22 protein-coding genes are annotated in these 24,311 nt (G+C 72.4%); 5 read left to right on the forward strand and 17 right to left on the reverse strand.

Annotated elements, in window-relative coordinates:
* Positions 1 to 23: 23 nt before the first annotated feature.
* The 14 genes from ACIQJT_RS20050 to ACIQJT_RS20115 all read right to left on the reverse strand — a co-directional run bounded on the left by ACIQJT_RS20050 (position 24) and on the right by ACIQJT_RS20115 (position 17,399).
* Complete coding sequence (locus ACIQJT_RS20050; protein WP_402645177.1) at positions 24 to 734, reverse strand: phosphoadenylyl-sulfate reductase; 711 nt, start codon at positions 732 to 734, stop codon at positions 24 to 26.
* A complete protein-coding gene (locus ACIQJT_RS20055; protein WP_053853126.1) occupies positions 731 to 910 on the reverse strand; it encodes a hypothetical protein in 180 nt (59 codons plus the stop codon). The genes ACIQJT_RS20050 and ACIQJT_RS20055 overlap by 4 nt, the downstream gene beginning before the upstream one ends.
* Positions 907 to 2,604, reverse strand: a complete 1,698-nt coding sequence (locus ACIQJT_RS20060) for a nitrite/sulfite reductase (protein WP_402645181.1) — start codon at positions 2,602 to 2,604, stop codon at positions 907 to 909. Before ACIQJT_RS20060 ends, ACIQJT_RS20055 begins: the two co-directional genes overlap by 4 nt.
* Before the next feature lie 125 nt (positions 2,605 to 2,729).
* Entirely contained in the window at positions 2,730 to 2,813 is an 84-nt protein-coding gene (locus ACIQJT_RS20065; protein WP_349817346.1) for a putative leader peptide, read from the reverse strand.
* A gap of 127 nt (positions 2,814 to 2,940) precedes the next feature.
* A complete protein-coding gene (locus ACIQJT_RS20070; protein WP_365457095.1) occupies positions 2,941 to 3,513 on the reverse strand; it encodes a GNAT family N-acetyltransferase in 573 nt (190 codons plus the stop codon).
* A 17-nt stretch (positions 3,514 to 3,530) separates the two neighbouring features.
* On the reverse strand, positions 3,531 to 4,826 hold the full coding sequence (locus ACIQJT_RS20075) for a hypothetical protein (protein ID WP_402645184.1): 1,296 nt from the start codon (positions 4,824 to 4,826) through the stop codon (positions 3,531 to 3,533).
* Positions 4,827 to 4,979: 153 nt separating this feature from the next.
* Positions 4,980 to 6,269, reverse strand: a complete 1,290-nt coding sequence (locus ACIQJT_RS20080) for a GAF domain-containing protein (protein ID WP_402645186.1) — start codon at positions 6,267 to 6,269, stop codon at positions 4,980 to 4,982.
* 254 nt (positions 6,270 to 6,523) lie between these two features.
* Positions 6,524 to 8,158 (reverse strand): acyl-CoA dehydrogenase family protein, encoded by a 1,635-nt coding sequence (locus ACIQJT_RS20085; protein ID WP_402645189.1) that lies wholly within the window; start codon positions 8,156 to 8,158, stop codon positions 6,524 to 6,526.
* 366 nt (positions 8,159 to 8,524) lie between these two features.
* Complete coding sequence (gene sbnA, locus ACIQJT_RS20090) at positions 8,525 to 9,508, reverse strand: 2,3-diaminopropionate biosynthesis protein SbnA (RefSeq protein ID WP_402645191.1); 984 nt, start codon at positions 9,506 to 9,508, stop codon at positions 8,525 to 8,527.
* A 29-nt stretch (positions 9,509 to 9,537) separates the two neighbouring features.
* The gene (sbnB, locus tag ACIQJT_RS20095) at positions 9,538 to 10,569 is read right to left on the reverse strand and encodes a 2,3-diaminopropionate biosynthesis protein SbnB (RefSeq protein ID WP_402645194.1); all 1,032 of its coding nucleotides are present in this window, start codon (positions 10,567 to 10,569) and stop codon (positions 9,538 to 9,540) included.
* Positions 10,566 to 11,552: a TauD/TfdA family dioxygenase gene (locus ACIQJT_RS20100; protein WP_402645197.1), complete on the reverse strand. Its 987-nt coding sequence runs from the start codon at positions 11,550 to 11,552 to the stop codon at positions 10,566 to 10,568. The genes sbnB and ACIQJT_RS20100 overlap by 4 nt, the downstream gene beginning before the upstream one ends.
* A 13-nt stretch (positions 11,553 to 11,565) precedes the next feature.
* On the reverse strand, positions 11,566 to 13,650 hold the full coding sequence (locus ACIQJT_RS20105) for an amino acid adenylation domain-containing protein (RefSeq protein ID WP_402645200.1): 2,085 nt from the start codon (positions 13,648 to 13,650) through the stop codon (positions 11,566 to 11,568).
* A 36-nt stretch (positions 13,651 to 13,686) separates the two neighbouring features.
* The gene (locus tag ACIQJT_RS20110) at positions 13,687 to 16,155 is read right to left on the reverse strand and encodes a Pls/PosA family non-ribosomal peptide synthetase (protein WP_402645202.1); all 2,469 of its coding nucleotides are present in this window, start codon (positions 16,153 to 16,155) and stop codon (positions 13,687 to 13,689) included.
* Between the two features lie 35 nt (positions 16,156 to 16,190).
* Entirely contained in the window at positions 16,191 to 17,399 is a 1,209-nt protein-coding gene (locus tag ACIQJT_RS20115) for a heparan-alpha-glucosaminide N-acetyltransferase domain-containing protein (protein ID WP_402645204.1), read from the reverse strand.
* Positions 17,400 to 17,994: 595 nt separating this feature from the next.
* On the opposite strand from ACIQJT_RS20115, the gene ACIQJT_RS20120 reads away from it, so the two are divergent.
* On the forward strand, positions 17,995 to 19,137 hold the full coding sequence (locus tag ACIQJT_RS20120; RefSeq protein WP_053852706.1) for a YihY/virulence factor BrkB family protein: 1,143 nt from the start codon (positions 17,995 to 17,997) through the stop codon (positions 19,135 to 19,137).
* Positions 19,138 to 19,216: 79 nt separating this feature from the next.
* Here ACIQJT_RS20120 and ACIQJT_RS20125 read toward each other — a convergent pair whose 3' ends face one another.
* Positions 19,217 to 20,053 (reverse strand): NmrA family transcriptional regulator, encoded by an 837-nt coding sequence (locus ACIQJT_RS20125; protein WP_402645208.1) that lies wholly within the window; start codon positions 20,051 to 20,053, stop codon positions 19,217 to 19,219.
* A gap of 81 nt (positions 20,054 to 20,134) precedes the next feature.
* On the opposite strand from ACIQJT_RS20125, the gene ACIQJT_RS20130 reads away from it, so the two are divergent.
* Together ACIQJT_RS20130 and ACIQJT_RS20135 are read left to right on the forward strand one after the other, a co-directional pair.
* Positions 20,135 to 21,076 (forward strand): AraC family transcriptional regulator, encoded by a 942-nt coding sequence (locus ACIQJT_RS20130; protein ID WP_365457129.1) that lies wholly within the window; start codon positions 20,135 to 20,137, stop codon positions 21,074 to 21,076.
* A gap of 2 nt (positions 21,077 to 21,078) precedes the next feature.
* Complete coding sequence (locus ACIQJT_RS20135) at positions 21,079 to 21,741, forward strand: helix-turn-helix domain-containing protein (protein ID WP_402645211.1); 663 nt, start codon at positions 21,079 to 21,081, stop codon at positions 21,739 to 21,741.
* Here ACIQJT_RS20135 and ACIQJT_RS20140 read toward each other — a convergent pair.
* Positions 21,727 to 22,125, reverse strand: coding sequence for a VOC family protein (locus tag ACIQJT_RS20140; protein WP_365457135.1), 399 nt, complete (start codon positions 22,123 to 22,125; stop codon positions 21,727 to 21,729). The two genes, ACIQJT_RS20135 and ACIQJT_RS20140, sit on opposite strands and share 15 nt — an antisense overlap.
* Positions 22,126 to 22,177: 52 nt before the next feature.
* Positions 22,178 to 22,810 carry a VOC family protein gene (locus ACIQJT_RS20145; protein ID WP_365457138.1) on the reverse strand — a complete coding sequence of 211 codons (633 nt, stop codon included), beginning with the start codon at positions 22,808 to 22,810 and terminating at the stop codon, positions 22,178 to 22,180.
* Between the two features lie 73 nt (positions 22,811 to 22,883).
* On the opposite strand from ACIQJT_RS20145, the gene ACIQJT_RS20150 reads away from it, so the two are divergent.
* Positions 22,884 to 23,543 (forward strand): ThuA domain-containing protein, encoded by a 660-nt coding sequence (locus ACIQJT_RS20150; RefSeq protein WP_402645215.1) that lies wholly within the window; start codon positions 22,884 to 22,886, stop codon positions 23,541 to 23,543.
* Between the two features lie 215 nt (positions 23,544 to 23,758).
* Positions 23,759 to 24,298, forward strand: coding sequence for a peptidoglycan-binding protein (locus ACIQJT_RS20155; RefSeq protein ID WP_402645218.1), 540 nt, complete (start codon positions 23,759 to 23,761; stop codon positions 24,296 to 24,298).
* Positions 24,299 to 24,311: the final 13 nt, after the last annotated feature.

Below are 24,311 nucleotides of genomic sequence, written 5' to 3' on the forward strand. Positions count from 1 at the left end.
GTGCAACTCCTCGGTAGATGTCGTCATCCGTGCAGCCCGCACTCGGTCTTCGCGCGGCCGGCCCAGCGGCCGGCGCGCGCGTCCTCGCCCTCCAGGACCCGGCGGGTGCAGGGGGCGCAGCCGACGGACGCGTAGCCGTCCATCAGCAGGGGGTTCGTGAGCACGCCGTGCTCCTGGACGTACGCGTCCACGTCGTCCTGGGTCCAGCGGGCGATGGGGGAGACCTTGACCTTCCGCCGCTTCTCGTCCCAGCCGACGACCGGGGTGTTCGCCCGGGTCGGGGACTCGTCGCGGCGCAGCCCGGTCGCCCAGGCGAGGTAGTCCTTCAGGCCCCGCTCCAGCAGCTCGACCTTGCGGAGCCTGCAGCACAGGTCGGGGTTGCGGTCGTGCAGCTTCGGGCCGTACTCGGCGTCCTGCTCGGCGACCGTCTGACGCGGGGTCAGCGTGATGACGTTGACGTCCATCACGGCCTCGACCGCGTCCCGGGTGCCGATGGTCTCCTCGAAGTGGTAGCCGGTGTCGAGGAAGACGACGTCCACGCCCTTCATCACGCGGGACGCGAGGTGGGCGACCACCGCGTCCTCCATCGACGAGGTCACGCAGAACCGCTTGCCGAACGTGTCCACGGCCCACTGGAGGATCTCCAGCGCGGAGGCGTCCTCCAGATCGCGGCCCGCCTGCTCGGCGAGCGCCTTGAGATCGTCGGTCGTGCGCTCTTCCTGAATCGCGGTCATATCCGGTCTCCCCCTGCGTCGGTGGGCTGAAGACCCCGGGCGAGGAGCCCGAGGAACTTCAACTGGAATGCGCGGTTGCACGCCGCGCATTCCCAGGAGCCGTGGCTCTGCTCGCTGGGACGGAGGTCCTCGTCGCCGCAGTAGGGGCAGTAGAACGGGGCGGCCCGCTCGCTCATGAGAGGGCCTCCTCGGAGGCGCGCGAGGCCCAGGCGGCGAAGCGCTCGCCCTCCTCGCGCTCGGCCCGGTACCGCTTCAGGACCCGCTCGACGTAGTCGGGCAGTTCCTCGGAGGTCACCTTCAGGCCGCGCACCTTGCGGCCGAACCCGGCCTCCAGGCCGAGCGCGCCGCCCAGGTGCACCTGGTAGCCCTCGACCTGCTCGCCCCGGTCGTTGAGGACCAGCTGGCCCTTGAGACCGATGTCCGCCACCTGGATACGGGCGCAGGCGTTCGGGCAGCCGTTGAGGTTGATGGTGAGCGGCTCGTCGAAGTCGGGGATGCGGCGCTCGAGTTCGTCGATCAGCTGCGAGCCGCGCGCCTTGGTCTCGACGATGGCGAGCTTGCAGTACTCGATGCCGGTGCAGGCCATGGTGCCGCGCCGGAAGGGAGAGGGCTTGGCCGTCAGGTCCAGCGCCTCCAGGGCCTCGACCAGCGGCTGGACCTGCGCCTCCTCGACGTCGAGGATGATCATCTTCTGTTCGACGGTGGTCCGGACCCGGCCCGAGCCGTGCGCCTCCGCCACCTCGGCGATCTTCGTCAGCGTGGTGCCGTCGACACGGCCGACGCGCGGGGCGAAACCGACGTAGAACAGGCCGTCCTTCTGGCGGTGCACGCCGACGTGGTCGCGCCAGCGGCCCGAGGGCTCGGCGGGCGCGGGACCGTCGATCAGCTTGCGCTTCAGGTAGTCGTCCTCCAGGACCTGGCGGAACTTCTCCGGGCCCCAGTCGGCGACGAGGAACTTCAGCCGGGCGCGGTTGCGCAGCCGGCGGTAGCCCCAGTCGCGGAAGATGCCGACCACGCCGGCCCACACCTCGGGCACCTCCGCCAGCGGCACCCAGGCACCGAGCCGCACACCGAGCTTCGGGTTGGTGGACAGGCCGCCGCCCACCCACAGGTCGAAGCCGGGGCCGTGCTCGGGGTGCTCGACACCGACGAAGGCGATGTCGTTGATCTCGTGGACCACGTCGAGCAGCGGGGAGCCGGAGATCGCCGTCTTGAACTTGCGGGGCAGGTTGGAGAACTCCTTGCTGCCGATGTACCGCTCGTGGATCTCCTCGATCGCCCAGGAGCCGTCGATGATCTCGTCCTCGGCGATGCCGGCGACCGGCGAGCCGATGACGACGCGCGGGCAGTCGCCGCAGGCCTCGGTGGTGGAGAGGCCGACCGCCTCCAGGCGGTTCCAGATCTCCGGGACGTCCTCGATGCGGATCCAGTGGAGCTGGATGTTCTGCCGGTCGGTGATGTCGGCGCTGCCGCGTGCGAACTCCTCGGAGATCTCGCCGATCACGCGCAGCTGCTGGGTGGTGAGGCGTCCGCCGTCGATCCGCACCCGCAGCATGAAGTACTTGTCGTCCAGCTCCTCCGGCTCCAGGATCGCGGTCTTGCCGCCGTCGATGCCGGGCTTGCGCTGGGTGTAGAGGCCCCACCAGCGCATGCGGCCGCGCAGGTCGTTGGGGTCGATCGAGTCGAAGCCGCGCTTCGAGTAGATCGTCTCAATGCGTGTCCGCACATTGAGACCGTCGTCGTCCTTCTTGAACTGCTCGTTGCCGTTCAGCGGGGTGTGGTGCCCCGCGGCCCACTGACCCTCTCCGCGGTGACGGCTCACCTTGCGGCGGGGCGCTGCGGCAGCAGGGTTCTGCGGGGTGGCGGCCATGGTTCTACGTCCTTCGGGACAGGCGGAAAGCGGCTCTTACCTGCGCGTACGGGCGCACGGGAGGGCATGCGCGTCATTGCGCGGGGAGGCGTTCGAGAAGATGTGCCGGGTGACGCTGCGGCTCGTCAGCGCACCGGACAGATGGCGCTGGACATGCGGCCGAGGTCGACGTGCCGCCGACTCACCAAGGCAATTCCAGTTCCAGACATGACGGAAGCGTGTCACGGCGATCTGGACACAGTCCAGCATTATCCACCATGTGGACACCCTTGTCTCGACAGGCGAGATAAGGGTGTCGTTGGTCACAAAGATCGCGGGATCTCTTGTTCCCGCAGGTCAGGCCGGGTACGCCCCGGGCCAGGGACCAGGGGCGGGCACCTCCGCCTCCTCCTCCACCTTGGTGTCGAAGAGCTGGAAGCCACGGCGCTGGTAGTTGGCCATCGCGTGCTCGCCGTCCTTGCTGCACGTGTGCAGCCAGACCCGCTTGGTGTCCGTCAGTCCCGGCCAGCGGTCCGCGAGGTCCCAGGCGCGGGCGGTGCCGTAGGACAGGAGGTGGCCGCCGATCCGCCGGCCGCGGAAGGCCGGGAGCAGGCCGAAGTAGACGATCTCCACGACCCCGTCGTCCTGGGGCTCCAGCTCGACGTATCCGGCGGGCGTGCCGTGGTCGTAGGCCACCCAGGTCTCCACGCCCGGCCGCTCCAGGTGCTCCCGCCACCGCGCGTACGTCCAGGAGAGCCGGTCGGTCCAGCGGATGTCGCCGCCCACGGACGCGTAGAGGAAACGGCTGAACTCGGGGGAGGGGATCTCCGCCCGGTGGATGCGGACGTCACCCTCCGGGGGTTCGGCCGGGAGGAGGTCGGTGGGGGCGGTCTGTTCCAGGGACCAGGTGGTCACGGGGATGTTCGGCATGGAGGCCAGGGAACCATCTACCCCAGAGATCTGTCGATCGAGGCCAGCGGCAGCGCGAACAGCGCCCGGCCCGACTGGGACCACACGTCGCCCGTCTGCTCCCAGTACGACAGGGACTCCGACTCCCCGCTCCAGCAGCTCCGGGTCTCGTCCGTGCCGCAGCGAGTGGCCTTCGCGGGGTTCGAGGTGTTCTGGCGCCACAGGGTGCCGTGGTCGCCGTCCGTCCCGGCCGCCCGGCCCAGGTACCACTGGGAGTCGTGCGACAGGACGGGGCCGGAGCCGGCGGCCTTGGTGGCGTAGGCCTCGGCCACGCGCGCGTGGCCCCCGGTGTCGGTCGCCAGCAGCCCGGCCCGGCCGGGGTCGCCGCTGAAGTCGTAGCGCCACATGCGGGCGCCGGTGTCGCCGTCCCCCGAGACCCACTCGCTCGCGACCAGGCTGTCCGGAGCGGTGCTGCGGTCCAGGGAGAGGTAGTCGGGGCGGGCGGCGCCCTTCTCGTCGGTCAGTCGGTAGGAGCCGACGGCGGGCAGGACCCACTGGGCGCCGTGCGCCGACCAGCCGCCGCGGACCCGGCCCACCGCGCGGCTGTCGACGGTGGCCCGCTGGACGCGGTTCATGTCGTAGACGTACAGGGCGTCCCCGCCGTCGCCGCTCGCGGTGACCAGGAGTTTGTTCTGGTACCAGACCATCCCCGAGACCTGGGAGACCAGGCCGCGGAAGTCGTGTCCGCCGTCGACCGGGACGGCGAGCAGGACCCAGGAGTAGGTGAGTCGGTTCAGGTCGTTGGCGTCGACGAAGGCGACCCGGGCCAGGCCGCCGTCGTCCGCCGCGGTGCCGGTGCGGCTCCAGGCGGAGAGGATCACGCGGTTGGTGCCCCACAGGCCGTCGTCGTCGGCGTCCCCGGAGGTGGTGACGGCTCCGGGCCGCCAGGAGCGGGTGTCGGCGGCGTCCCAGCAGTAGGCGGCGGTGGCCGTGGGCTCGACGGGCAGGGCCGCGCGCTCACCGGCCGTGCAGTCGACCGCGTCGCGCAGGGGCCGGTCGGCGGAGTCGAGGACGGCGGAGACGCCGACCGGGCGTCCCATCTCGGCGGAGAGCCGATCGAGGGCGCTCGGCGGGACCTGGGTCTCCTCGAGGCGCAGCGGGGCGGTCTCGGCTTTCGAGGTGAGCGGCTTCAGCGTCCCGGGATTGGCGGCGACCGTGGCCTGCGAGGCGCTGATCATGGTGGCGGCGGCGGTCAGTGCGAGGGCGGTCCCGGCCAGGAACGCGCGCAGCGCTTGGCCCCGCTTGCGCCTGCGGTGTCTGCCACGTTGCTTCATACCGTCCTCCCGAGGCGGGCCAACTGCGCCTGTTGATCCGTACGTTGACCGAGGAGCAGGTGGGGTGGCCCGTAGAGGATGCTACGGCAGTACGGCACGCCTGGGGACGAAGATGCTGCAATTATGCGGAAGATGCACCATGAGCGAGGGTTTTCACCCGGTCTCGGTGGCGGCGCGGGCCGCGAGCACGGCCGGGGCCGTCGAGTGCGGCAGCAGGTCGACGGGGTCGCCCGGCAGCAGGACCTCGACCTCGGCGGCCTCGCAGAAACGATACGGCCGGTGTTCCAGGAACGCCCCGAGATAGCGCCGTACCCGGGACATCTCCGCACGCACGGTCACCGTGCGGCCCGGATCGCCGAACATGTCCTCCGCCAGGCCCGCCGCGCTGCGGCCCGCGGGACGCAGGGCCAGCAGGTAGAGCAACTCGGCGTGCCGAGGGCTCAGTTCGTGACTCCACGTGCCCGCCCCGCCCGACACCGTCACCGTCCAGCGGCGCGGCTGCGCGAGGTCCAGCACGATCCGGGTGGCGCCCTGCGGCTCCGGCTCGTCGCCGGCGCGCACCAACCAGCCGCCCGCCAGCGGTTCCAGGACGCACAGGCCGAGCGCCGGCAGCCACCGGCGGCCCGGCGACGGCGACTTGGGCAGCGCGATCCGGTTCTGGTACGGCATTCCGGTCACCGCCGCCGTCCAGCCGTCCCGGTCCACCACCAGGGCCCGGCCGGTGAGCCGCGCGAGCACCGGCGCCGCCACCGCCCGCAGCCGCTCCAGCGAGGCCAGATGCATCTCGCGCAGCCGTGCCTCGGCGAGCTTGGCCACCGAGTCGACCCAGGCGAGCGTCGCCGGATGCATGGTGTCCAGGGGGCCGCTGACGTCGACCACGCCGATCAGCCGGCCGTCGCGCGGGTCCTTGATGGGGGCGCCGGTGCAGGTCCACGAGGTCTGGGAGCGCACGAAGTGCTCGGAGGCGAAGACCTGGACGGGGCGGCGCACCACCACGGGGGTGCCGATGCCGTTCGTTCCGACGACGTTCTCCCGCCAGTCGGCGCCGAGTTCGAAGCCGGTGCCGTCGGCCTTGCGCAGCACGGGGGAGCTGCCCTCCCGCCACAGCACACGGCCGTCCTCGTCGGCGACGACCATGATGTGGTGGGCGACGTCGGCGACCGAGAGCAGCCCCTCCCTGAGCACCGGCAGGACATGCCTGAGCTGGGTGCCCTCCCGGCGCCGCTGCACCTCCTCGGGGGACAGCAGACCTGACCGGAAGTCGTGGTCCGGGTCGACGCCGCCGCGCAGCATCCGGCTCCAGGACTCCTTGATCACGGGGCGCGGGGCGAGGGGGGCGCGTCGGCCCGACAGGGTGGCGGAGCGGATGTCGTTCAGTACCCGGGCCGCACGTGCCGTGTCCATGGTGGCTAGCTGGGTCGCATGCGTCGGCGAGAGCGGCACTGGTCCTCCCGGTCCCGGGTCCGTTGACTGTCCGTCTCATAGTGCCGGTCGTCACTCGCTGCGGCACGCGGTCCACCCACAGTCGCCAGGAAGTTGCAACCCCCTGCAACCCTGGTGGTGGGGTCCGGCTTGATTGAAACTTGGGCGAACGCCGTCTCGCAGCGGCGTCTTCCGGCCTCTGAGGGCCGTAACGGGGGTGGTGCCGTGTCGGCGCAGCACCACCCCCGTTCTCCTGTCCCCGCGGGTGCGGAAGGTCAGCCGACGGGGCGGGCCCGCTCCACCACCGCGGCCAGGTCCAGGCCCGTGGGCAGCGTGCCGAAGGCCGTGCCGCGGTCGGTGCCCAGCCGGGACGCGCAGAAGGCGTCGGCCACCTCCGCGGGCGCGTACCGGACGAGCAGGGAGCCCTGCAAGACCAGTGCGAGCCGTTCCGTCAGGTGGCGGGCCCGGCCCTCGATGCCCTCCAGGTCGGCCAGTTCGGTCAGCAGGTTCTTCGTCGCCGCGTCCAGCCGGTGGTCGGCGCCCCGGGTGCGGCCGATCTCCAGGAGGTAGGCGTTCAGGGCCTGCGGCTCCCGTTGCAGAACTCTCAGGACGTCGAGGGCCTGGATGTTGCCCGCGCCCTCCCAGACGGAGTTCAACGGCGACTCGCGGACCAGGCGGGGCAGGCCCGACTCCTCCACGTAGCCGTTGCCGCCCAGGCACTCGGCGGCCTCCACCGTCAGCGGCGTGCAGCGTTTGGTGACCCAGTACTTGGCCGCCGGCACCGCGATCCTGAGGAAGGCCCGTTCCTGCTCGTCGCCCCGGTCGTAGGCGGCCGCCAGGCGCAGGCCGAGGGCGGTCGCAGCCTCGGACTCCAGGGCGAGGTCGGCGAGCACGTTGCGCATCAGCGGCTTGTCGACGAGCTTGCCGCCGAAGGCCTCGCGGTGGGTGCAGTGGTGGATCGCCTGGGCGACGGCCTGGCGCATCAGCCCGGCCGAGCCGAGGACGCAGTCCAGCCGGGTCGCCGCGACCATCTCGATGATGGTGCGGACCCCGCGCCCCTCGTCGCCGACGCGGCGGGCCCAGGTGCGGTCGAACTCGACCTCGGCGGAGGCGTTGGAGCGGTTGCCGAGCTTGTCCTTGAGGCGCTGGAGGAGGAACGTGTTGCGGGTGCCGTCCTCCAGGACGCGGGGGACGAGGAAGCAGGTGAGCCCGCCCGGGGCCTGGGCGAGGACCAGGAAGCCGTCCGACATGGGGGCCGAGCAGAACCACTTGTGACCGGTGAGCTCGAAGGTCTCCCCGTCGGGCAGGGCCCGGGCGGACGTCGTGTTCGCCCGGACGTCGCTGCCGCCCTGCTTCTCCGTCATCCCCATCCCGAACAGCGCCCCCGCCTTCAGGTGGGCGGGCCGCAGCTCGCGGTCGTAGACCATGGACGTCAGCCGCGGCTCCCACTCGGCGGCGAGGTCCGGGTCGATGCGCAGGACGGGGACGGCGGCGTGGGTCATCGACAGCGGGCAGCAGTTGCCGGCGTCGACCTGCGTCCACAGCAGGAAGGCCGCCGCTCGCCGTACGTGTCCGCCGGGGCGGGCCCAGGCCGCGGTCAGGCCCGCGGAGACGCCCTTGCCGAGCACGCGGTGCCAGGCCGGATGGAACTCGACCTCGTCGATCCGGTGGCCGTGGCGGTCGTGGGTGCGCAGCCGGGGCGGGTTCTCGTTGGCCTGCAGGCCCCACTCCTGCACCTGCGCCGAGCCGCAGGCCCGGCCGAGCGCGCCCAGCTCGCCGTGGACCTCGTCGAGCAGTTCCGGGTCGAGGTGCCGTTCGACGGCCTCCTTGAGGGCGCGGTCGGCGCCGTAGACGTCGTAGCCGGTCAGGGGCGGGGGCTGGTTGGTCACGGTGTGCGTGGTGCCTGCCATGCCAGCGAAAGTACCCCGGGGCGGGGGGCCGGTCACCTCACGGACACGGGGCGGGTCGCCGGGGGCGGGTACCGGCGGCCCGCCGGCGCGGTGACCTGGTGCGGGCGCGGTCGACCGGCGTCCGCGGACCACCGCGTCGGACGCCTGCGGACGGGCGGGCTCGGGGAGCGTCGGCCCGGCCCACGGCCACCGGTCGCCGGTCGCCGCGGGCGTACGGGCGGTTCCGCGCGGACGGGGTCGCCAGCCTCCCCCGCACGGGGCGCGCCGGTGGCCGGGTGCGGCTCGGGCGGGCCGGGGTGGTGCGGGGTGTTGAGGTAGTGGTCGCACGGGCTGTCCTGCGCCTGCTGGTGGGCGCAGGGGGTGGGTTCAGGCCAGGTGGGCCATGGCCTCCGGGGTCCGGTGGGTCGGGTCCGGTTCGGGCAGGCCGTGGGGCCAGCCGGGGCGGTACACCGTGTCGAGGTAGCGCTCGCCGAGGTCCGGCGCGATCGCGACCGCGGTGAGGCCGCGGCGGGCGTGGGCGGACAGCCACTGGTGGGCGCCGCTGACGACCGTGCCGGTGGAGCCGCCGAACAGGAAGCCCCGGGCGGCCAGCCTGCGGCAGACCTGGAGCGTGTCCGGTTCCTCGACGAGGACCACGTCGTCGATGTACGACCTGTCGAGCAGCTGCGGCGGCACGCTCGCGCCGAGCCCCGGGATCAGACGGACTCCGGGCGGGCCGCCGAAGGTGACCGAGCCGATGCTGTCGACGGCGACGATCCGCACCGGCCGCCGCCACTGCCAGAACCAGCGTGCGCAGCCCATCAGCGTCCCGGTGGTGCCGGCCCCGACGAACAGCACGTCCAGGTCCGGGAAGCGCCGCGCGATCTCCGGCGCCGTGGAGCGGTAGTGCGCCCGCCAATTGCCCTGGTTGCTGTACTGGTTGAGCCACACGTACCGCTCGTCCGAGGCGCACAGCGCCCGCACGTAGGCGAGCCGCGCCCCGAGGTAGCCGTCGTGCAGGTCCGGTTCCCTGACCACGTGCACCCGGGTGCCGAGCGACTCCATCAGCCGGATCGTCGCCAGGTTGCACCGTGAGTCGGTCACGCACAGGAACCGGTAACCCCGGCTCGCGGCGATCACGCTCAGGGCCACCCCCAGGTTCCCCGACGACGACTCGACCAGGACCGACCCGGGCCGCAGGGTGCCGTCCCGCTCGGCGGCGTCCACCATCTCGCGGGCCGCCTTCAGCTTGACGGACCCGGCGAAGTTGAAGCCCTCGCACTTCAGGAACAGCGGAAGCTCCAGCGCCGCCCGCAGGTCGACGTAGAGGTCTGACTCGTTGAACTCCGAAGGATCGGATATGACGGGCATGACGCCCCCCTCCTCATGCGCGCAGATCGTCAGCCGTACCGGCGCAGCTCGTTGAAGAACCCGTCGACGACGTGCAGTTCGCCGCGCCGGGCCAGTTCGTCGTGGACGTACCGGCCGACGGCGAGGTCGAGCACCCCGAGGCCGAAGGGGGAGAACACCACCGTCCGGTCCGTCGGGACGGTCACCCGTCCGGTCAGCACGTCGTCGAGCGTGCCGTCGATGAAGTCCCGGCTCCCCGTGAGCCGTTCGGCCAGGTGCGGGGAGGTCTCGGCCTTGAGGCAGTGCTCGACGTCGTCGACGAAGTTGGCGGACGCGAGCAGGATCTCCGGGGCGAGATCGCGCAGGGACACGTGCAGGACCAGGGGGTGATGGCCGAACCACGACGGATCGTGGACGTGCGGTGTGCCGGCGACCGTGGCGAAGACGACCAGGTCGCTGGAGCGGATCAGGGACTCGGCCGAGTCGTGCACGACAGCCTTCCCGGGCGCCCCGGACCGCTCCAGGTAGCCGCGGAACCCGGCGGCGCTCTCGGCGGACAGGTCGTGCACCCCCGTCTCCTCGAACTCCCAGCCGGTGGCGGCGAGATGGGTGTGGATGTAGCGGGCGATCAGACCGGTGCCGACGAACCCGACCCGGGTCGGGCGGACCCGGCCCGCGCCGAGCTTCGCGGCCGCCAGGGCCGCCGACGACGCGGTGCGCGTGGCGCTGATGACGGAGCTCTCCAGGCACGCGAACGGGTAGCCGGTGTCCGGGTCGTTGAGGATCAGCACCGCGGACGCCCGGGGGAGTCCCGACCTGGTGTTCTCCGGGAAGCTGGAGATCCACTTCAGACCGTCCACCCGCAGCGGTCCCCCCAGTGAGGCGGGCAGCGCGATGATCCGGGCCGACGGGCGGTCCGGGAACGTCAGGAAGTACGACGGCGGGTTCACCGAGTCACCCGCGCCGTGCAGCCGGTACACGGCCTCGACGAGGTCCGCGATCTCCCGTTCCCTTCCGTGCAGGGCCCGTTGCACCTGGGCGCCGGTGACGAGCGCGAAGGACGGGGCGTCGACGGTGCTCATACGCCGCTCACCTCGCCGTCGGTGCGCAGCACCGGGTCGCCGAGCGCGGCCAGCACCTCGCGCGGCCCCTCGAAGGGCTCACGGCCGTGCGCCGTACGGATGTTGTCGACGAGCAGGAGGTCGCCGTCCTGCCACGGCTCGCGCACGGTGTGGGCGTCGTACACCTCGTTGATCGTCCGCACGAGGTCCGCGTCGATCGGACTCCCGTCGCCGAAGCGGGTGTTGAAGGGCAACCCGTCGGCGCCGTACATGTCCACCAGGTACTCGTGCACTTCGGGCTCCATGGTCCACTCGTTCAGGAACGCGATCTGGTTGAACCAGCAGGGCAGCCCGGAGGAGGGGTGCCGCAGGACCGCGTCGCGCCGCTGCCGGGTGTGCAGGGAGCCGTCGTCCTGCCAGGCGAACTCGATGGCGTGCCGCCGGCAGTAGCGTTCGACGGCCGTGCGGTCGTCCGTGCCGAAGGCCTCCTCGACGGACGCTCCGATCTCGTCGTGGTACGCCCGGGTCAGCAGCCAGCCCTCCCGTTCGAAACGGGCGACCAGGTCGCGGGGCAGGGCCCGCAGCACCGCCGAGGCGTCGGCGAGCACGGTCGCGCCCCCGGAACCGGGCGCCTCCAGGCAGGCGAACAGCAGCAGGCCCGGGAACTCCAGGCCGTAGCTGACCTCGTGGTGCATGCACATCTGCTGGTTGGGCGGCCACTTGGTGGACGAGTACACACCGTCCGCATAGCGGCGCCGGGGCGCGAAGGGCTCATGGTCGGGCATCAGGCCGTCGGTCAGCCGGCGGAAGACCGCCTCGCTCGTCGAGGGGTCGGCGAGGCCAAGCCCGCGCACCAGGACGCAACCGTGGTCGTGGACGAGGGCACGCAGCGGCTCGCGGTGCTCCGCCGCCCAACCCAGCGGGTCGTCCGCCGGCTTGGCGTGCAGGACCGGAGGGGCGCCCGGGGCCGGGTCCAGGTAGGGAAGCAGACTTGTGGAGGACATCTCGGAGTTCCTTTCAGCCGCGCCGGTCGAGCAGGTCCGCCAGGTCCGCGAGGACCGGGTGACGGACGACGTCCTGGAGGGTGACCGCCCGGTCCAGGGCGATCGCGAGACGCACGGCGGACAGCGAACTGCCGCCACGGTCGAAGAAGTGGTCGAGCCGGCCGATCCGGTCGGCGGGCACGCCGAGCACCGCGGCCCAGGCCTCCGCCAGCCGCCGCTCACCTGCCGTCACCGGCCCGCCCGCCGACCCGGCGTCCAGGTCCTCGGCGAGCGCGGTGAGCGTCCTGCGGTCGGTCTTGCCGTTGGCGGTCAGCGGCAGCCGCCGACGCCAGTGCACGACAGCGGGGACCATGTACGACGGCAGCGAGGCCGCCAGCCGCTCCCGTACCGTGTCCGCGGCCACCGGCTCGGGCCCGGCGCAGAACGCGGCGAGCTGGGTGCCCCGGACGACCACGACGGCCCCGTCGCGCACCCCGTCCACCCGCAGCAGCGCGTTCTCGATCTCGCCGATCTCCACGCGGAACCCGCGGATCTTGACCTGGGTGTCCCGGCGGCCGAGGAACTCCAGTTTGCCGTCGGCCCGCCAGCGCCCCACGTCACCGCTGCGGTACAGCCGTTCGCCGGGCCGGTACGGGTCCTCGGCGAAGACCGCCGCGGTGCGCTCGGGGTCGTTGACGTACCCGCGGCCCACGCACACCCCGGAGAACACGATCTCGCCCGGCGCGCCCAGCGGCACCGGGACCAGGTCCTCGTCGACGACGTACACCCGCACATTGCGCACCGGCCGTCCGAGCGGGACCCGGTCGCCGTCCGGCACCCGGTCCATGACCTCGTGGTTGGTGTCGTCCGACGTCTCGGTCAGACCGTAGGCGTTGGCCAGCGTGATGCCGGGCTGTGCGGTGAACCAGCGCTGCACCAGTTCCCGCTTCACCGCCTCCCCGGTCACCGACACACAGCGCAGGCCGGTCAGTTCGCGCGGCCGCTGCCCCAGTTCGGCGAGTACGGCCTCCAGGTACGAGGGCACGACCTGGAGCACGTTCACCCGTCCCCGCACCAGCGTGTCCACGAACCGCGGCACGTCCAGGACCGTGTCCTGCCCGACGATCAGCGTCCGCCCGCCGGCGACCGGCCCCGCGAGGAGCTGCCACAGCGAGATGTCGAAGCACTGCGGCGCGGTCTGCGCGACCACGTCGTCCTCGCCGATGCCCAAATCCTCGATCTTGGCGAGCACGTGGTTGAGGAAACCGGCGTGCTCGCACATCGCGCCCTTGGGCTCGCCCGTGGAGCCGGACGTGAAGTAGATGTAGGCCAGTTGATCCGCCGCGACCGGGATCCCGAGGTCGTCGTCGGCGTGGTCCTCGGCGTACACCGCGTCCACGTACAGCGTCTCGGCGGCCGTACCGGAGAGCGAGCCGGTGCTGCCCTCCTCGGTGACGACGAACGCGCAGCCCGCCCGGAACAGCGTCCGGGTGACCCGCTCGGCCGGGAAGTGCGGCTCGACCGGCAGGTACACCCCGCCCGCCTTGAGCACGCCGAGCACGGCCGCCATCCAGTCCAGGTTCCGCTCCATGACCACGGCGACGACGTCCTCGGCCGTGAGACCGCGGGCCAGCAGCGCCCGGCCGACCTGGTTGGCGCGGGAGTTGAGCTCGGCGTACGTCCACCGCCGCTCGTCCTGCACGGCGGCCACGGCGTCCGGGTGCTTAGCGACCCGCTCCTCGAACAGCTCGTGCACCCGCCGGTCCGGGAGCGCGCGGACCGGGCCCGCCAACTCCTCCAGCTGGAAGCGGAGTTCCTCCTCGGACAGCAGGCTCGTGCGGTCGGGGTGGAGGAGCGCGGTGAGGTGGTAGCCGGCGACGCGGGCGGCCGCGGTGGCGTCGAGCGCGCCGGTGCGGTACCGCAGCCGCAGTGCACCGTCGGCGACGGCGACGCCCAGGTCGTCGTAGGGAGTGCCCTCCGCCTTGCCCGAGAGGGCGGCGAGGACCTTGATGCGGGCCGCGAGGAGTGCGGCGGGACCGGTCGGTGTGCCCTCGGGCAGCGGGACCGTGTACTCGGTGACGTCCGGTATCGGACCGGGCGTGCGGTGCGCTGTTTCCATGACGTGCTTCCCCCTGTTTTTCCTCGTTCGGGCGGTTCAGGCGCGGCGCAGCGCCACCGCCGGATTGCCGCCCCAGTGCGCCCCCGCCGGCATCTCCTCGCCCTTCATCAGGAAGGCGTCGACACCGAGCACGGCGCCGTCGCCCATCGAGACGCCGTAGTGGACCAGCGCGCCCGCCCCCACGGTGCAGCCGGCGCCGATGACGATGTGGTCGGACTTGAAGGTGCCGTCCTCCTGGGAGTGCGCCTGCACCTTGGAATGGGCGCCGAGCGTGCAGTCGTCGCCGATCGCGGTGAGCGTCCGCTCGGTGATGGCGACCCCGTCGTCGAAGACCCGGCGACCGATCCGTACGCCCATGAGCCGCCAGACGACGTTCTTGAACGGCGTGCCGTTGAACAGCTTGAGCTGGCTGTCGGGCACCTTCCACAGGCGCTCGTGCCACCAGAAGTACGGCTCGTAGATGGAGCACAACCGCGGCCGGAGCGGCCGGAACCGGGTGATCAGCCGCTCCACCAGCACGTAGTAGCCGACGGTGAGCGCGAGTCCGGCCATCAGGTAGCCGCCGATCAGCAGGCCGCCGAGGGCGCCCTGACCGCCGTACAGATCGACGACGGCGAAACCGAGGAGGGTCAGCGCGAACCAGTGCAGCCACCGGACGAACAGGAACAGGGCCATCGAGCGGGCGTTGAAGCGGTTCTTGGCACTCAGGCGGCGGCGCAGTTCGTCGCCCTCGCGCAGGTGGTCGAAGCGGGTGTCGCGCTCGACCGTGCGCGGGATCTCGAAGGGCGGTGATCCCAGCAGGCCCACGCCCTCGCGGAGTTCGCCGTCGAGCGGGACCAGCACCTTGGTGGCGAGCAGGCAGTTGTCGCCGGTACGGCCGCCGACCGGGTAGGCGATGTGGTTGCCGAGGAAGTTGTGCCCGCCGATCCTGACCCGCGAGACGCGGAACGACGTGCTGGAGTACTCGGCGTTGAGGATCGACAGTCCGTCGGCGACCATCGTGCCGCTGCCGACGGTGGCCAGGTACGGCGTCTCGTGCGACACCTCGGTGCCGAAGTTCGATCCGGTCTGCTCGACGCGTGACAGGTCGTAGCCGATGGACCGCAGGTAGGGGACGATGTACGAGCTGTCCCCGCACAGCCACTTGAAGAACTTGATGTTGGTCATCCGGGCGATCGCGCGCTGCACCGAGTAGTGGAAGCCGTACAGCGGATAGACCCGGTCGGGGCGCAGGGCCAGGTTGAGCAGCCGGGGCAGCAGGGTGACGCCGATGAGGCCCGCGACGATCGAACCGGCGAACAGGACGAGGGACAGGACGAGTGCCTGGGCGTAGAAGGCGGCCGTCGCCAGTTCCTTCGCGTCCGGTTCCAGCAGCGGGTCCAGGGCCGGGACCAGGTCCATCACCAGGAAGGTGCCGCCGATCCCGAGCGGGACGTGGACCAGCAGCGTCTGCACCAGCGCCACCAGGCCGTAGCCGGCCCGGCGTGCGGTGGTGCAGCGGGCCGCGGGGACCCGGATGTGGTCGACGTCGGTGGGGCGGGCCGGGGAGCCGTGCCGGCGCTCGCCGGCGGGGATCGCGGCGCCGTCGTACAGGGCGGAGGAGTGGCCGAGCTGTCCGCCGTCGCCGATGGACGTGCCGATGTCGAGGACGGTCTTCTCGCCGACGAAGACGTCCCGGCCGAGGGTGACCGGGCCGGTGCGTATCCGGCCCGCGTGCGCCCGGTAGCCGGGGAACAGGGCGTCCTTGCGGATCACCGTGCCCGCGCCCACGGTCAGCAGATCGGTGCAGACCGGTACCGAGTGGGACAGGATCGTGACGCCCGGGCCGATGCGGGCGCCGAGGGCCCGCAGGTAGAGGACGTAGAGCGGGTTGCCCGCGAACAGGACCATCGGGTTGGCGTGCAGCAGCGCCTTGACCAGCCAGAAGCGGAGGTAGGCGGGACCCCACACCGGGAACTCCGTCTCCTTCCACCGGCCGACCAGCACCCACTTCGCCACCACCGGCAGGGTGCACAGGGCGACGAACAGGGCACCGCCGAAGACCAGCGAGCGCAGATAGACGGAGAGCAGTCCCTCGCCGCCGGACAGCCAGGCGTACCCCTGGGCGGTGGCGGCACCGGCAGCGCAGCAGTACACGGCGAGGACGAGGAACTGAACCAGCCCGCACAGCACGTACCGGGTGGTGCCGCCCGGCGGCGGGGGCGGTTCGGCCGGCCGTGCGGGGGCCGGTGCGGGGGCCGGGGCCCCGGCGAGGGCGGTGGCCAGACCGCGGATCGTCGGGTGGCCGTACACGTCCCGCATCGACACCTGCGGCAGATCGCCCCGCTTCCGCACCCGGGCGCAGAACTGCGCCATGACCAGGGAGTTGGCGCCCAGGTCGTCGAAGAAGTGGCTGTCGAGGGGGACGTGATCCGTCTTCACGACCCCGGCCAGCACCTCGGCGAGGACCTGGGCCGTGCCGTCCACCGGGGCGACTGTCGTGATCTCGCCGGGATTTACCACCACTTGAGCTCCTAGATCATCACTTTTGGCCTTATGGACTATTCGGTGTGCCTGCTAAGTCGGGCCGGGTCCGTCACCGGTTCCGGGGGGCGCGGTGGTGTTACGGCCTCGCGACACCGCCGGGCCGCGCCCGCGACGACCGTTTCCAGCGGGCCACGTCCGAGGTGCCGCCACGAGAGGGCGAAGAGGAGCGCTCCGGTGGTCATGACGGCGTAGAGGAGCTCGGGGGAGCCGGAGAGCGCACCGGTGGCGAGAAGGAGCACGTGGGCGGCGTACAGGGTCAGCGGCATGCTGCCGGCCGCCGCGAGCGGCGTGAGCACCCGGGTGAGACGGGTGCTCCTGGTCAACAGCAGGGCGCCGCCGAGGATCGCCGCGGCCGAGCCCAGGGTGAGGAGCATGTCGAAGGGCGTGGTCGCGTGCGGCGCGCGGGAGAGCAGCGCCCACCAGGTCTCACCGTCCGGACTGTCCCAAAGGGCCTCGGCGCGGGAGGCGCCGGGGAACTCCGCGCGCCACAGGTGCCGCAGCCCGCCGTACCGGAACAGGACCAGGGACGACACCAGCCAGGTCCCGGCCACGAGGGCGAGACCGCCCCCGAGGAGCCGGGGCGCGGTCTCGCGTGACGTCAGGTCGAGGCGGCCGAGGGTGAGTCCGGCGCACAGATAGGCGGTCCAGGCGAGCACCGGGTAGTCACCGTGCACCAGCAGGTCCGAGACCAGGCCGAGCGGATCGGTGAGCACGTCCCGGAGCGTCGGGTCGCCGTCGAAGGCCGGCTCGGGCAGGACGCCCCGCAGCGCGTGCACGGCGAACGGCGCCCCCACGGCCAGGGACAGGGAGAGCCCTGCCAGGGTGTGCGGGCCGAGGCCCAGCAGGGGGACCGCGATCAGGAACAGCAGAGCGTAGAACGCCAGGATCACGTCCACGTCCAGGTCCGCCGCGCGCGAGGCGTACCCGAGCAGCAGTCCGATCAGCGCGATGACCCCGGCCCGCGCCGCCACCGCCACCGCGGCGGGCCGCCCGGTCACCGGCCGCCGGCCGCCGGTGGTGAAGGCCAGACCGATCCCGGCCGTCACGGCGAACGTCGCCGAGGAACGGCCGCCCGCGAACATCCAGGCGGGCGTCGGCGCCCCGGCCTCGTCGAACGCGCCGAACACGTGAACGGAGAACATTCCGAGCAGGGCGAGGCCCCGGGCCACATCGACCCCCGCGATGCGCGGCACGGCTTCCTTCGGCGCGTTCGGAGCAGGCATGGGAATTCTCCGGAGTGGGATACGGCGGGACGGCGACCGCTGTTCACCGGGCAGCGGGAAATCATGGAGAAGGCTCTCCGCGGTTCCGGGTGTTCCGGGTGTTCCGGAAGAAAGAGAAGTGCCCTGAGACACGTAACGGAATGAGAGAAGGAGCGGTTCGGTATGCGCCTGGAGTGACCACGCGACGGGGACGGAGTGGCCGGCTCGTGCCTTGGTCAGGGCCTTCAGAATGCAATCCGAATTGTTTCGAGGCGCTCGTGAACGGGTCAAGCACGTTTCGGTCAATGGCGGTTTCTCGCTGGTCGGCCAGGCGGCTTCGGTATGCCGTTCTCGCGCTGTTCCGCGGCGCCACCGGGGAATTCACCTCATGGTCGGTAAATTTGTCGTCCGGCATTCCGGTCGGCGAATCCGACAGATCTGGCCAACGGGTGCATGACAGAAAAGGAGTTCGATTTCCTTTGGGATTTCCGCGGGGTTGCCCGATGCTTTCCGGGCCGTGACGGAACCGAACGCGAGCGGACGTTCCCCGCACGGCCGTGCCCAGGACCGGGACGCGGGGATGAGTGCACGCTCCCGTGGCGGATACCTTTAGGTCGTGCAGGCAGCAAGCGACTCCCCTCAACAGCCACCAGGCCGGCTCCACCGGGCCCGTGCCCTCTACCGGAACGTGTCGAAGCGCAGGACCGCCTGGCTGTTGGTCAAGGACACCGTCAACTCGTGCATCGAGTACCGCATCCTGGGGCTCGCCGCCGAGGCCGCGTTCTTCTCGCTGCTGTCCGTACCGCCGCTGCTGCTCAGCCTCATCGGACTGCTCGGCTACGTCGACGACTGGACCGGCACCGACAGCATCAGCAGCCTGGAGGCCAACCTCCTGGACGCCGCGCGCACGGTCCTGTCCGACAAGGGCGTACGGCAGATCGCGCAGCCGATCCTCGACGACGTGATGAAGGGCGGCCGGCCCGACGTCATCTCCGTCGGCTTCCTGTTCGCCCTGTGGTCCGGGTCGCGCGCGGTGAACGTCTTCATCGACACCATCACCGTCATGTACGGCCTCGACGGGGTCCGCGGCATCGTCAAGACCCGGCTCGTGGCGTTCGCGCTTTTCATCGCGGCCCTGCTGATCGGCTCGGTGGCGCTGCCCCTGATGGTGGCCGGCCCGGACGCCGTGGTGCGGATCGTGCCGTGGTCGACGACGGTCGTCCAGGTCCTGTACTGGCCCGTGGTGATCATCCTGTCCATCGCCTTCCTGACCACCCTGTACCACGTGTCGGTACCGGTGCGCTCACCGTGGATCGAGGACGTGCCGGGCGCACTGGTGGCCCTGGCGATGTGGGTGCTGGGGAGCTTCCTGCTCCGGATCTACCTGCAGAGCACGATCGAGGGCGCGACGATCTACGGCTCGCTCGCCGCCGCCGTGGCGGTGCTGCTGTGGATCGGCGTCTCCGCCTTCGCCGTCCTGGTGGGCGCGGCGATGAACGCGGCCATCGACCGTGTCTGGCCTGCCGCGGCCACGGCGGCGGCGCGCGCGGCGCAGGAGCGGGTGCGCGAGGCGCAGGTCGCGGAGTACGTGGCCCGCGCGGCCGCGCTCCACGACGCCGACCCGGACCCCGACGACCCCGGCATGCCCTCGGAGTTCCCGGAACGCTGGTCCCGCTTCCTGCCCCCGGAGGACGTGACGTCCCGGCTGCGGACCCACGCGAAGACGACCCATCCCCCGCAGAAGCCCGAGGGGTCCTGAAGGGGCGCGTTGTCGGGCGCGGGCCGGTGGGACCTCCCGCGCGGTTCCCCGCGCCCCGAGTGGGATCACGCCCTCGGGATCATGCCTTCCACGTGCCCGCGGCCGCCGCCTCCCTCGCGAACTCCGCGAAGTCCCGCGGCGCCCGGCCCAGCACGTCCCGCACCCCGTCCGACAGATGCGCGTTGCGGCCGTCCAGCAGCTGCTCGAACGCCTCGACCAGCGCTCCGACCTCCGCCTCCGGCACCCCGAACCCGGTCAGGCGCTCCCCGTACTCCCGACCCGACACCGCTCGGTACGCCAGCTCCCTGCCCGTCGCCCTCCCGATCTCCGCGACCGCCTCGCCGAAGGTCAGCAGGCGTGGGCCGGACACGGTGACCGTCTCCCCGACGTACCGGCCGCCCGCCACCAGCACGGCCGCCACCACGTCCCCGATGTCCCGCACGTCCACGAACGGCTCGCGCACCCCGCCCGCCGGGAACACCAGCTCCCCGCTCAGCCGCAGCTCCTCGACCAGCGGCCCCTCACTGAAGTTCTGCGCGAACCACGCGGCCCGCACGACCGTCCAGTCCGCCCCCGACGCGTGCAGCGCCTCCTCCGCGTCCCGCGCCCGGTCCTGCCCCCGCGCCGACAGCAGCACCAGCCGCCGTACGCCGGCCCCCACCGCCTCCCGCGCGAGGGCCCCGACCGCCTCGGCGGCCCCCGGTGCTCCGATGTCCGAGGGGTACACGAGGTACGCCGCGTCCGCGCCCCGCAGCCCCCGCGCCCAGGTGGACGGGTCGTGCCAGTCGAACCCCTGCGCCCGCGAGGCCGCCCGTACCGTCAGCCCCGCGGCCCGCGCGGACCGTGCCACCCGGCTGCCCGTACGGCCCGAGGCACCGGTCACCAACACCGTCGTGTTCCGCGTGTTCTCCGTCATGCCGTCGAGTCAACTCCCGGCCCCGGCAGGGGACCATCGCCGAACGGCTCATTCCCATGCGCACCCGTCTACGCTGGCCGCATGGACGCTCTGGCAGGTCTGCTGGAAGGACCGCGGGCGCGTGGCGCCTTCATGATCCGTGCGTGCTTCGACCCGCCGTGGGCGGTGCGCGTGGAGGACCGGGCGCCGCTGACGGTCATGCTGATGGTCCGCGGGGAGGCCGTGATCCTGCCCGACGCGGGCGAGCGGATCCGGCTGCGCCCGGGCGACCTCGCCATCGCCCGCGGCCCCGACCCCTACACGTGCGCCGACGACCCCGACACGGTCCCGCAGGCGCTGATCCTGCCCGGCGCCGAGTGCCGCTACCCCGACGGGCGGTCCCTGAACGGCTCCATGGACCTCGGGGTCCGCGCCTGGGGGGACCGGCTGGACGGCGAGACGGTCCTCCTCATCGGGACGTATCTGATGGAGGGCGAGATCAGCAACCGGCTCCTGGACGCGCTCCCGCCGTTGCTGTCGCTCACCACCGACGTGTGGGAGTGCCCGCTGACCCCCCTGCTCATGGAGGAGATCGTGCGCGACGAGCCGGGCCAGGAGGTCGTCCTGGACCGGATGCTGGACCTGCTGGTCATCGCGGCGCTGCGGGCCTGGTTCTCCCGGCCCGAGGCGGAAGCGCCCGCCTGGTACGCGGCACTCGCGGACCCGGTGGTGGGACGGGTGCTGCGGCTGATGCAGGACGATCCCGCGCACCCGTGGACGGTGGCCTCCCTGGCCGCCAAGGCGGGGGTGTCGCGGGCGGCGCTCGCCCGGCGGTTCACCGAGCTGGTGGGGGAGCCGGTGATGGCGTATCTGACCGGGTGGCGGCTGGCGCTGGCGGCCGACCGGCTGCGGGAGGGGTCCGCCACGCTGGAGGCGATCGCCCGGCAGGTGGGGTACGGGAGCGCGTTCGCCCTGTCCAGCGCGTTCAAGCGGGGCTACGGGGTCAGTCCGCAGGAGTTCCGGCTGCGGGTCCGCGGGGGGTGACGGTGTACGCGGAGAGGGCGTCCAGACTCGAAGGCGCCGTCGTCTGGACCGGCGACGGCTCCGGGCGCGTGCTGCCCGACGGCTGCATGGACCTGCTGTGGAACGAGGGGCGGCTGCTCGTGGCCGGGCCCGACACCCGTGCCCACGTCCCCGGGGGCGCCCCCAGCACCTGGGTCGGCCTGCGCTTCGCCCCCGGTGCCGCACCCGCCTTCCTCGGGGTGCCCGCCCATGAACTGCGCGACCGGCGGGTGGAGTTGTCCGATCTGTGGCCGGCCGCGGAGGTACGGCGACTGCGGAGCCGGGTCGCCGCGGCGTCCGACCCCCTCAAGGCCGTCGAGGACATCGCCCTGGAGCGCGCGAACCCTCCCGACCCCGTCCTGCGGGCCCTCGTCGTCGCCCTCGACGCGGGCCGCCCCGTCGCCGTGACCGCCGACGAGATCGGCCTCGGGGCACGGCAGTTGCACCGCAGGTCGCTGGCCGCGTTCGGGTACGGGCCGAAGACCCTGGCCCGCATCCTGCGGCTGCGGCGGGCCCTCGCGCTGGCCCGGGCCGGGGTGCCGTTCGCGGAGACGGCGGCCCGCTGCGGGTACGCCGACCAGGCCCATCTAGCCCGGGACGTACGGGAGTTGGCGGGCCTGCCGCTCGGGCGGCTACTCGCCGGCTAGCGGGGCGTACAGGTCGACGCCGTTGCCGTCGGGGTCGTGCAGGGACGCGTACCGCTGGCCCCAGACGGCGTTCCACGGCTTGAGCTCACCGTGGAACCCCTCGCCCACCAGCTCCTCGTACACCGCGTCGACCTCGGCCGGATCGGCGCACCGCAGCGCGAGCGCGGTGCGGCTGCCGCCGGAGGGGGCCCGCCAGCCGGGGTGGAAGGAGCGGACCGTCTCCTCCGTGTCGAGCATCAGGCGTACACCGCCCGGTAGTTCGGCCTCCGCGTGCGGCTGCGACTCGGCCCCCTCGGGGAACGGGAACCCGAGCCGCCGGTAGAAGGCGACGGAGGCGGCCATGTCGGAGGCCACCAGACCGATGGCGTCGAATCGTGGAGTCATGGCATCACCGTAGGCATGCCCTCGACGCCCGGTCTTGAAGGAATCGGACACGTCAGCCGAAGGTCACCGGTCCCCGCGGGGTGTCGACCGTGAAGGACAGCCCCACCGGGCCCTCGGTGAGGGGGAGGCGGGCGTCGAGGGCGGCGAGGAGGGGGCGGATCTCCTCGGGCGCCGGGGCGGTCGCGCTCAGGGACAGCAGGGCGGTGGTGGGCAGGCCCGAGGCCGTGGGGTGCGGGGAGGCGCCCCAGTCGATGAGGAAGGGGACCAGGCCGGAGGGGTGCTGGGTGGCGCCGTCCGTCAGGCGCCACTCCAGCAGGGTGCCGTCGGGGCGGCGGCGGCTCATCGGGCGGATCTCCCCGGGGTCGTAACCACGGGCCCGGGCCGTGGCCACCGCCGCGTCCAGGTCGGGCGGACTGATCGCCCAGGTGACCGTGCGGGCGGCGGCGAGCGAGTCGACATCGAAGGGGCGCGGGCCCGTCGGCTCCGGCTGCTCCGGGTCCGGGCCGATGATCTCCAGATAGGCGGTGCCGCCCAGCGACACCAGGTGGTTGCGGGTGCCGAGACCGACGTGCACCCCGCCCGGGGCGGGCGCCACACCGGTCCGCCGGGTGAAGTCGGCGACCGTCGCCGCCAGGTCGGGCGTCGCGAGGACGAGATGGTCGAGGCGTGCGGGAATCGCGTTCACCGCGCCGAGGCTACGGCGCGCGGACCGCACGGTGGAACACCTGTACGGCGACCCACCTCCTAGGCTCTGATCCATGGCTCCCCGACTCCTCGTCCACACCCGCACCGCCGACTACCGCCACGACTCCATCCCCGCCGCCGTGGACGCGCTCCGCGCCCTCGGCGGCTTCGAGGTGGACGCGAGCGAGGACCCGGCCGCCCTGGAGCGGCCACTCGACCGGTACGCCGCCGTCGTCTTCCTCTCCACCAGCGGCGAGATCCTCACCCCTGCCGGGCGCGAACGGCTCGCCGCCCACGTGGAGTCGGGCGGCGGGTTCGTCGGGGTGCACGCGGCCGCCTGCACCGAGTACACCTGGCCCTACTACGGAGAACTGCTGGGCGCCCGCTTCGACAAGCACCCCGCATACCAGCCCGGCAGGATCCGCGTCGAGGACCGCGACCACCCGGCCACCCGACACCTCCCCGCCGTCTGGGAGTTCACCGACGAGTGGTACGACTTCCGCACCAACCCCCGAGGATCGGTACGGGTGCTGGCGTGCGCCGACGAGTCGTCGTACCAAGGCGGCGGCATGGGCGCCGACCACCCGCTGGTGTGGTGCCGGGAGCAGGGCGCCGGCCGCGTCTTCTACACCGCGCTCGGACACGCCGCCGAGGCGTGGGCGGACCCCGACTTCCTGGCCCACCTGCTGGGCGGGATCACCTGGGCGGCACGGCCGGCGCACGGCACCGGCTGACCCCGTCCCATCCCGTCCCAGCAGGTCCCCGCACGGCCCGCGCTCCCGGACCGCACCGCCGTACACGGGGCGGACCGTCCCCGGCCGGACCGGGGACGCGAGCGGCTCTCGCCGTGCGCACCTCAGCCCTGTGAGGCTGTGCCGTGCCAAGCGAAGCGAGCCGCCCCAGGGGGAACCACGGGGGGAACCACGGCGGTTCGGAAAGGGAGACATCCATGAGCATGCGCAAGCGGGCCGTCGCGACGGTGACGGCCGCGTTGCTGGGCGCCGGGACGCTCGGCCTCGCCGTGGCGCCGGCCGCCGACGCGGCCTCGTACCACGGCATCGACGGCAACGGCGTCGTCAGCGACGACTGGCAGGACGAGGAGAACCTGAGCGTCGACGACTACGCCGACAGCAACGCCACGGCCCTGTGGCAGTCCGTCCTGTACGCGGACGGCGCCAAGTGGCAGGACGAGGACGGGGACTGGCACAACTTCGCCAAGGGCCACATCGACGGCTCGTTCGGCCCGCAGACCGAGTCGGCCACCCAGTGGTGGCAGGAGCGCTACGGTCTCCAGGAGAACGACGGCGTGGTCACCGACCAGAGCTGGGAGTTCGCCCAGCAGTGGCTCCACGGCCCCGGCCCGGGCGGCTCGGTCCGCTACGACGGCGACAAGCGGGACGTCGACTTCAAGCGGGTCAGCGGCAAGTACCGGGTCAAGCTCAAGGGCAGGGGACCCTGGCGGATCGCCTACTACGACCAGCGCGGCTGACCCCGGCCGGCCG

Source organism: Streptomyces sp. NPDC091972, from assembly GCF_044756385.1.
In the GTDB taxonomy this organism is placed as follows: domain Bacteria; phylum Actinomycetota; class Actinomycetes; order Streptomycetales; family Streptomycetaceae; genus Streptomyces.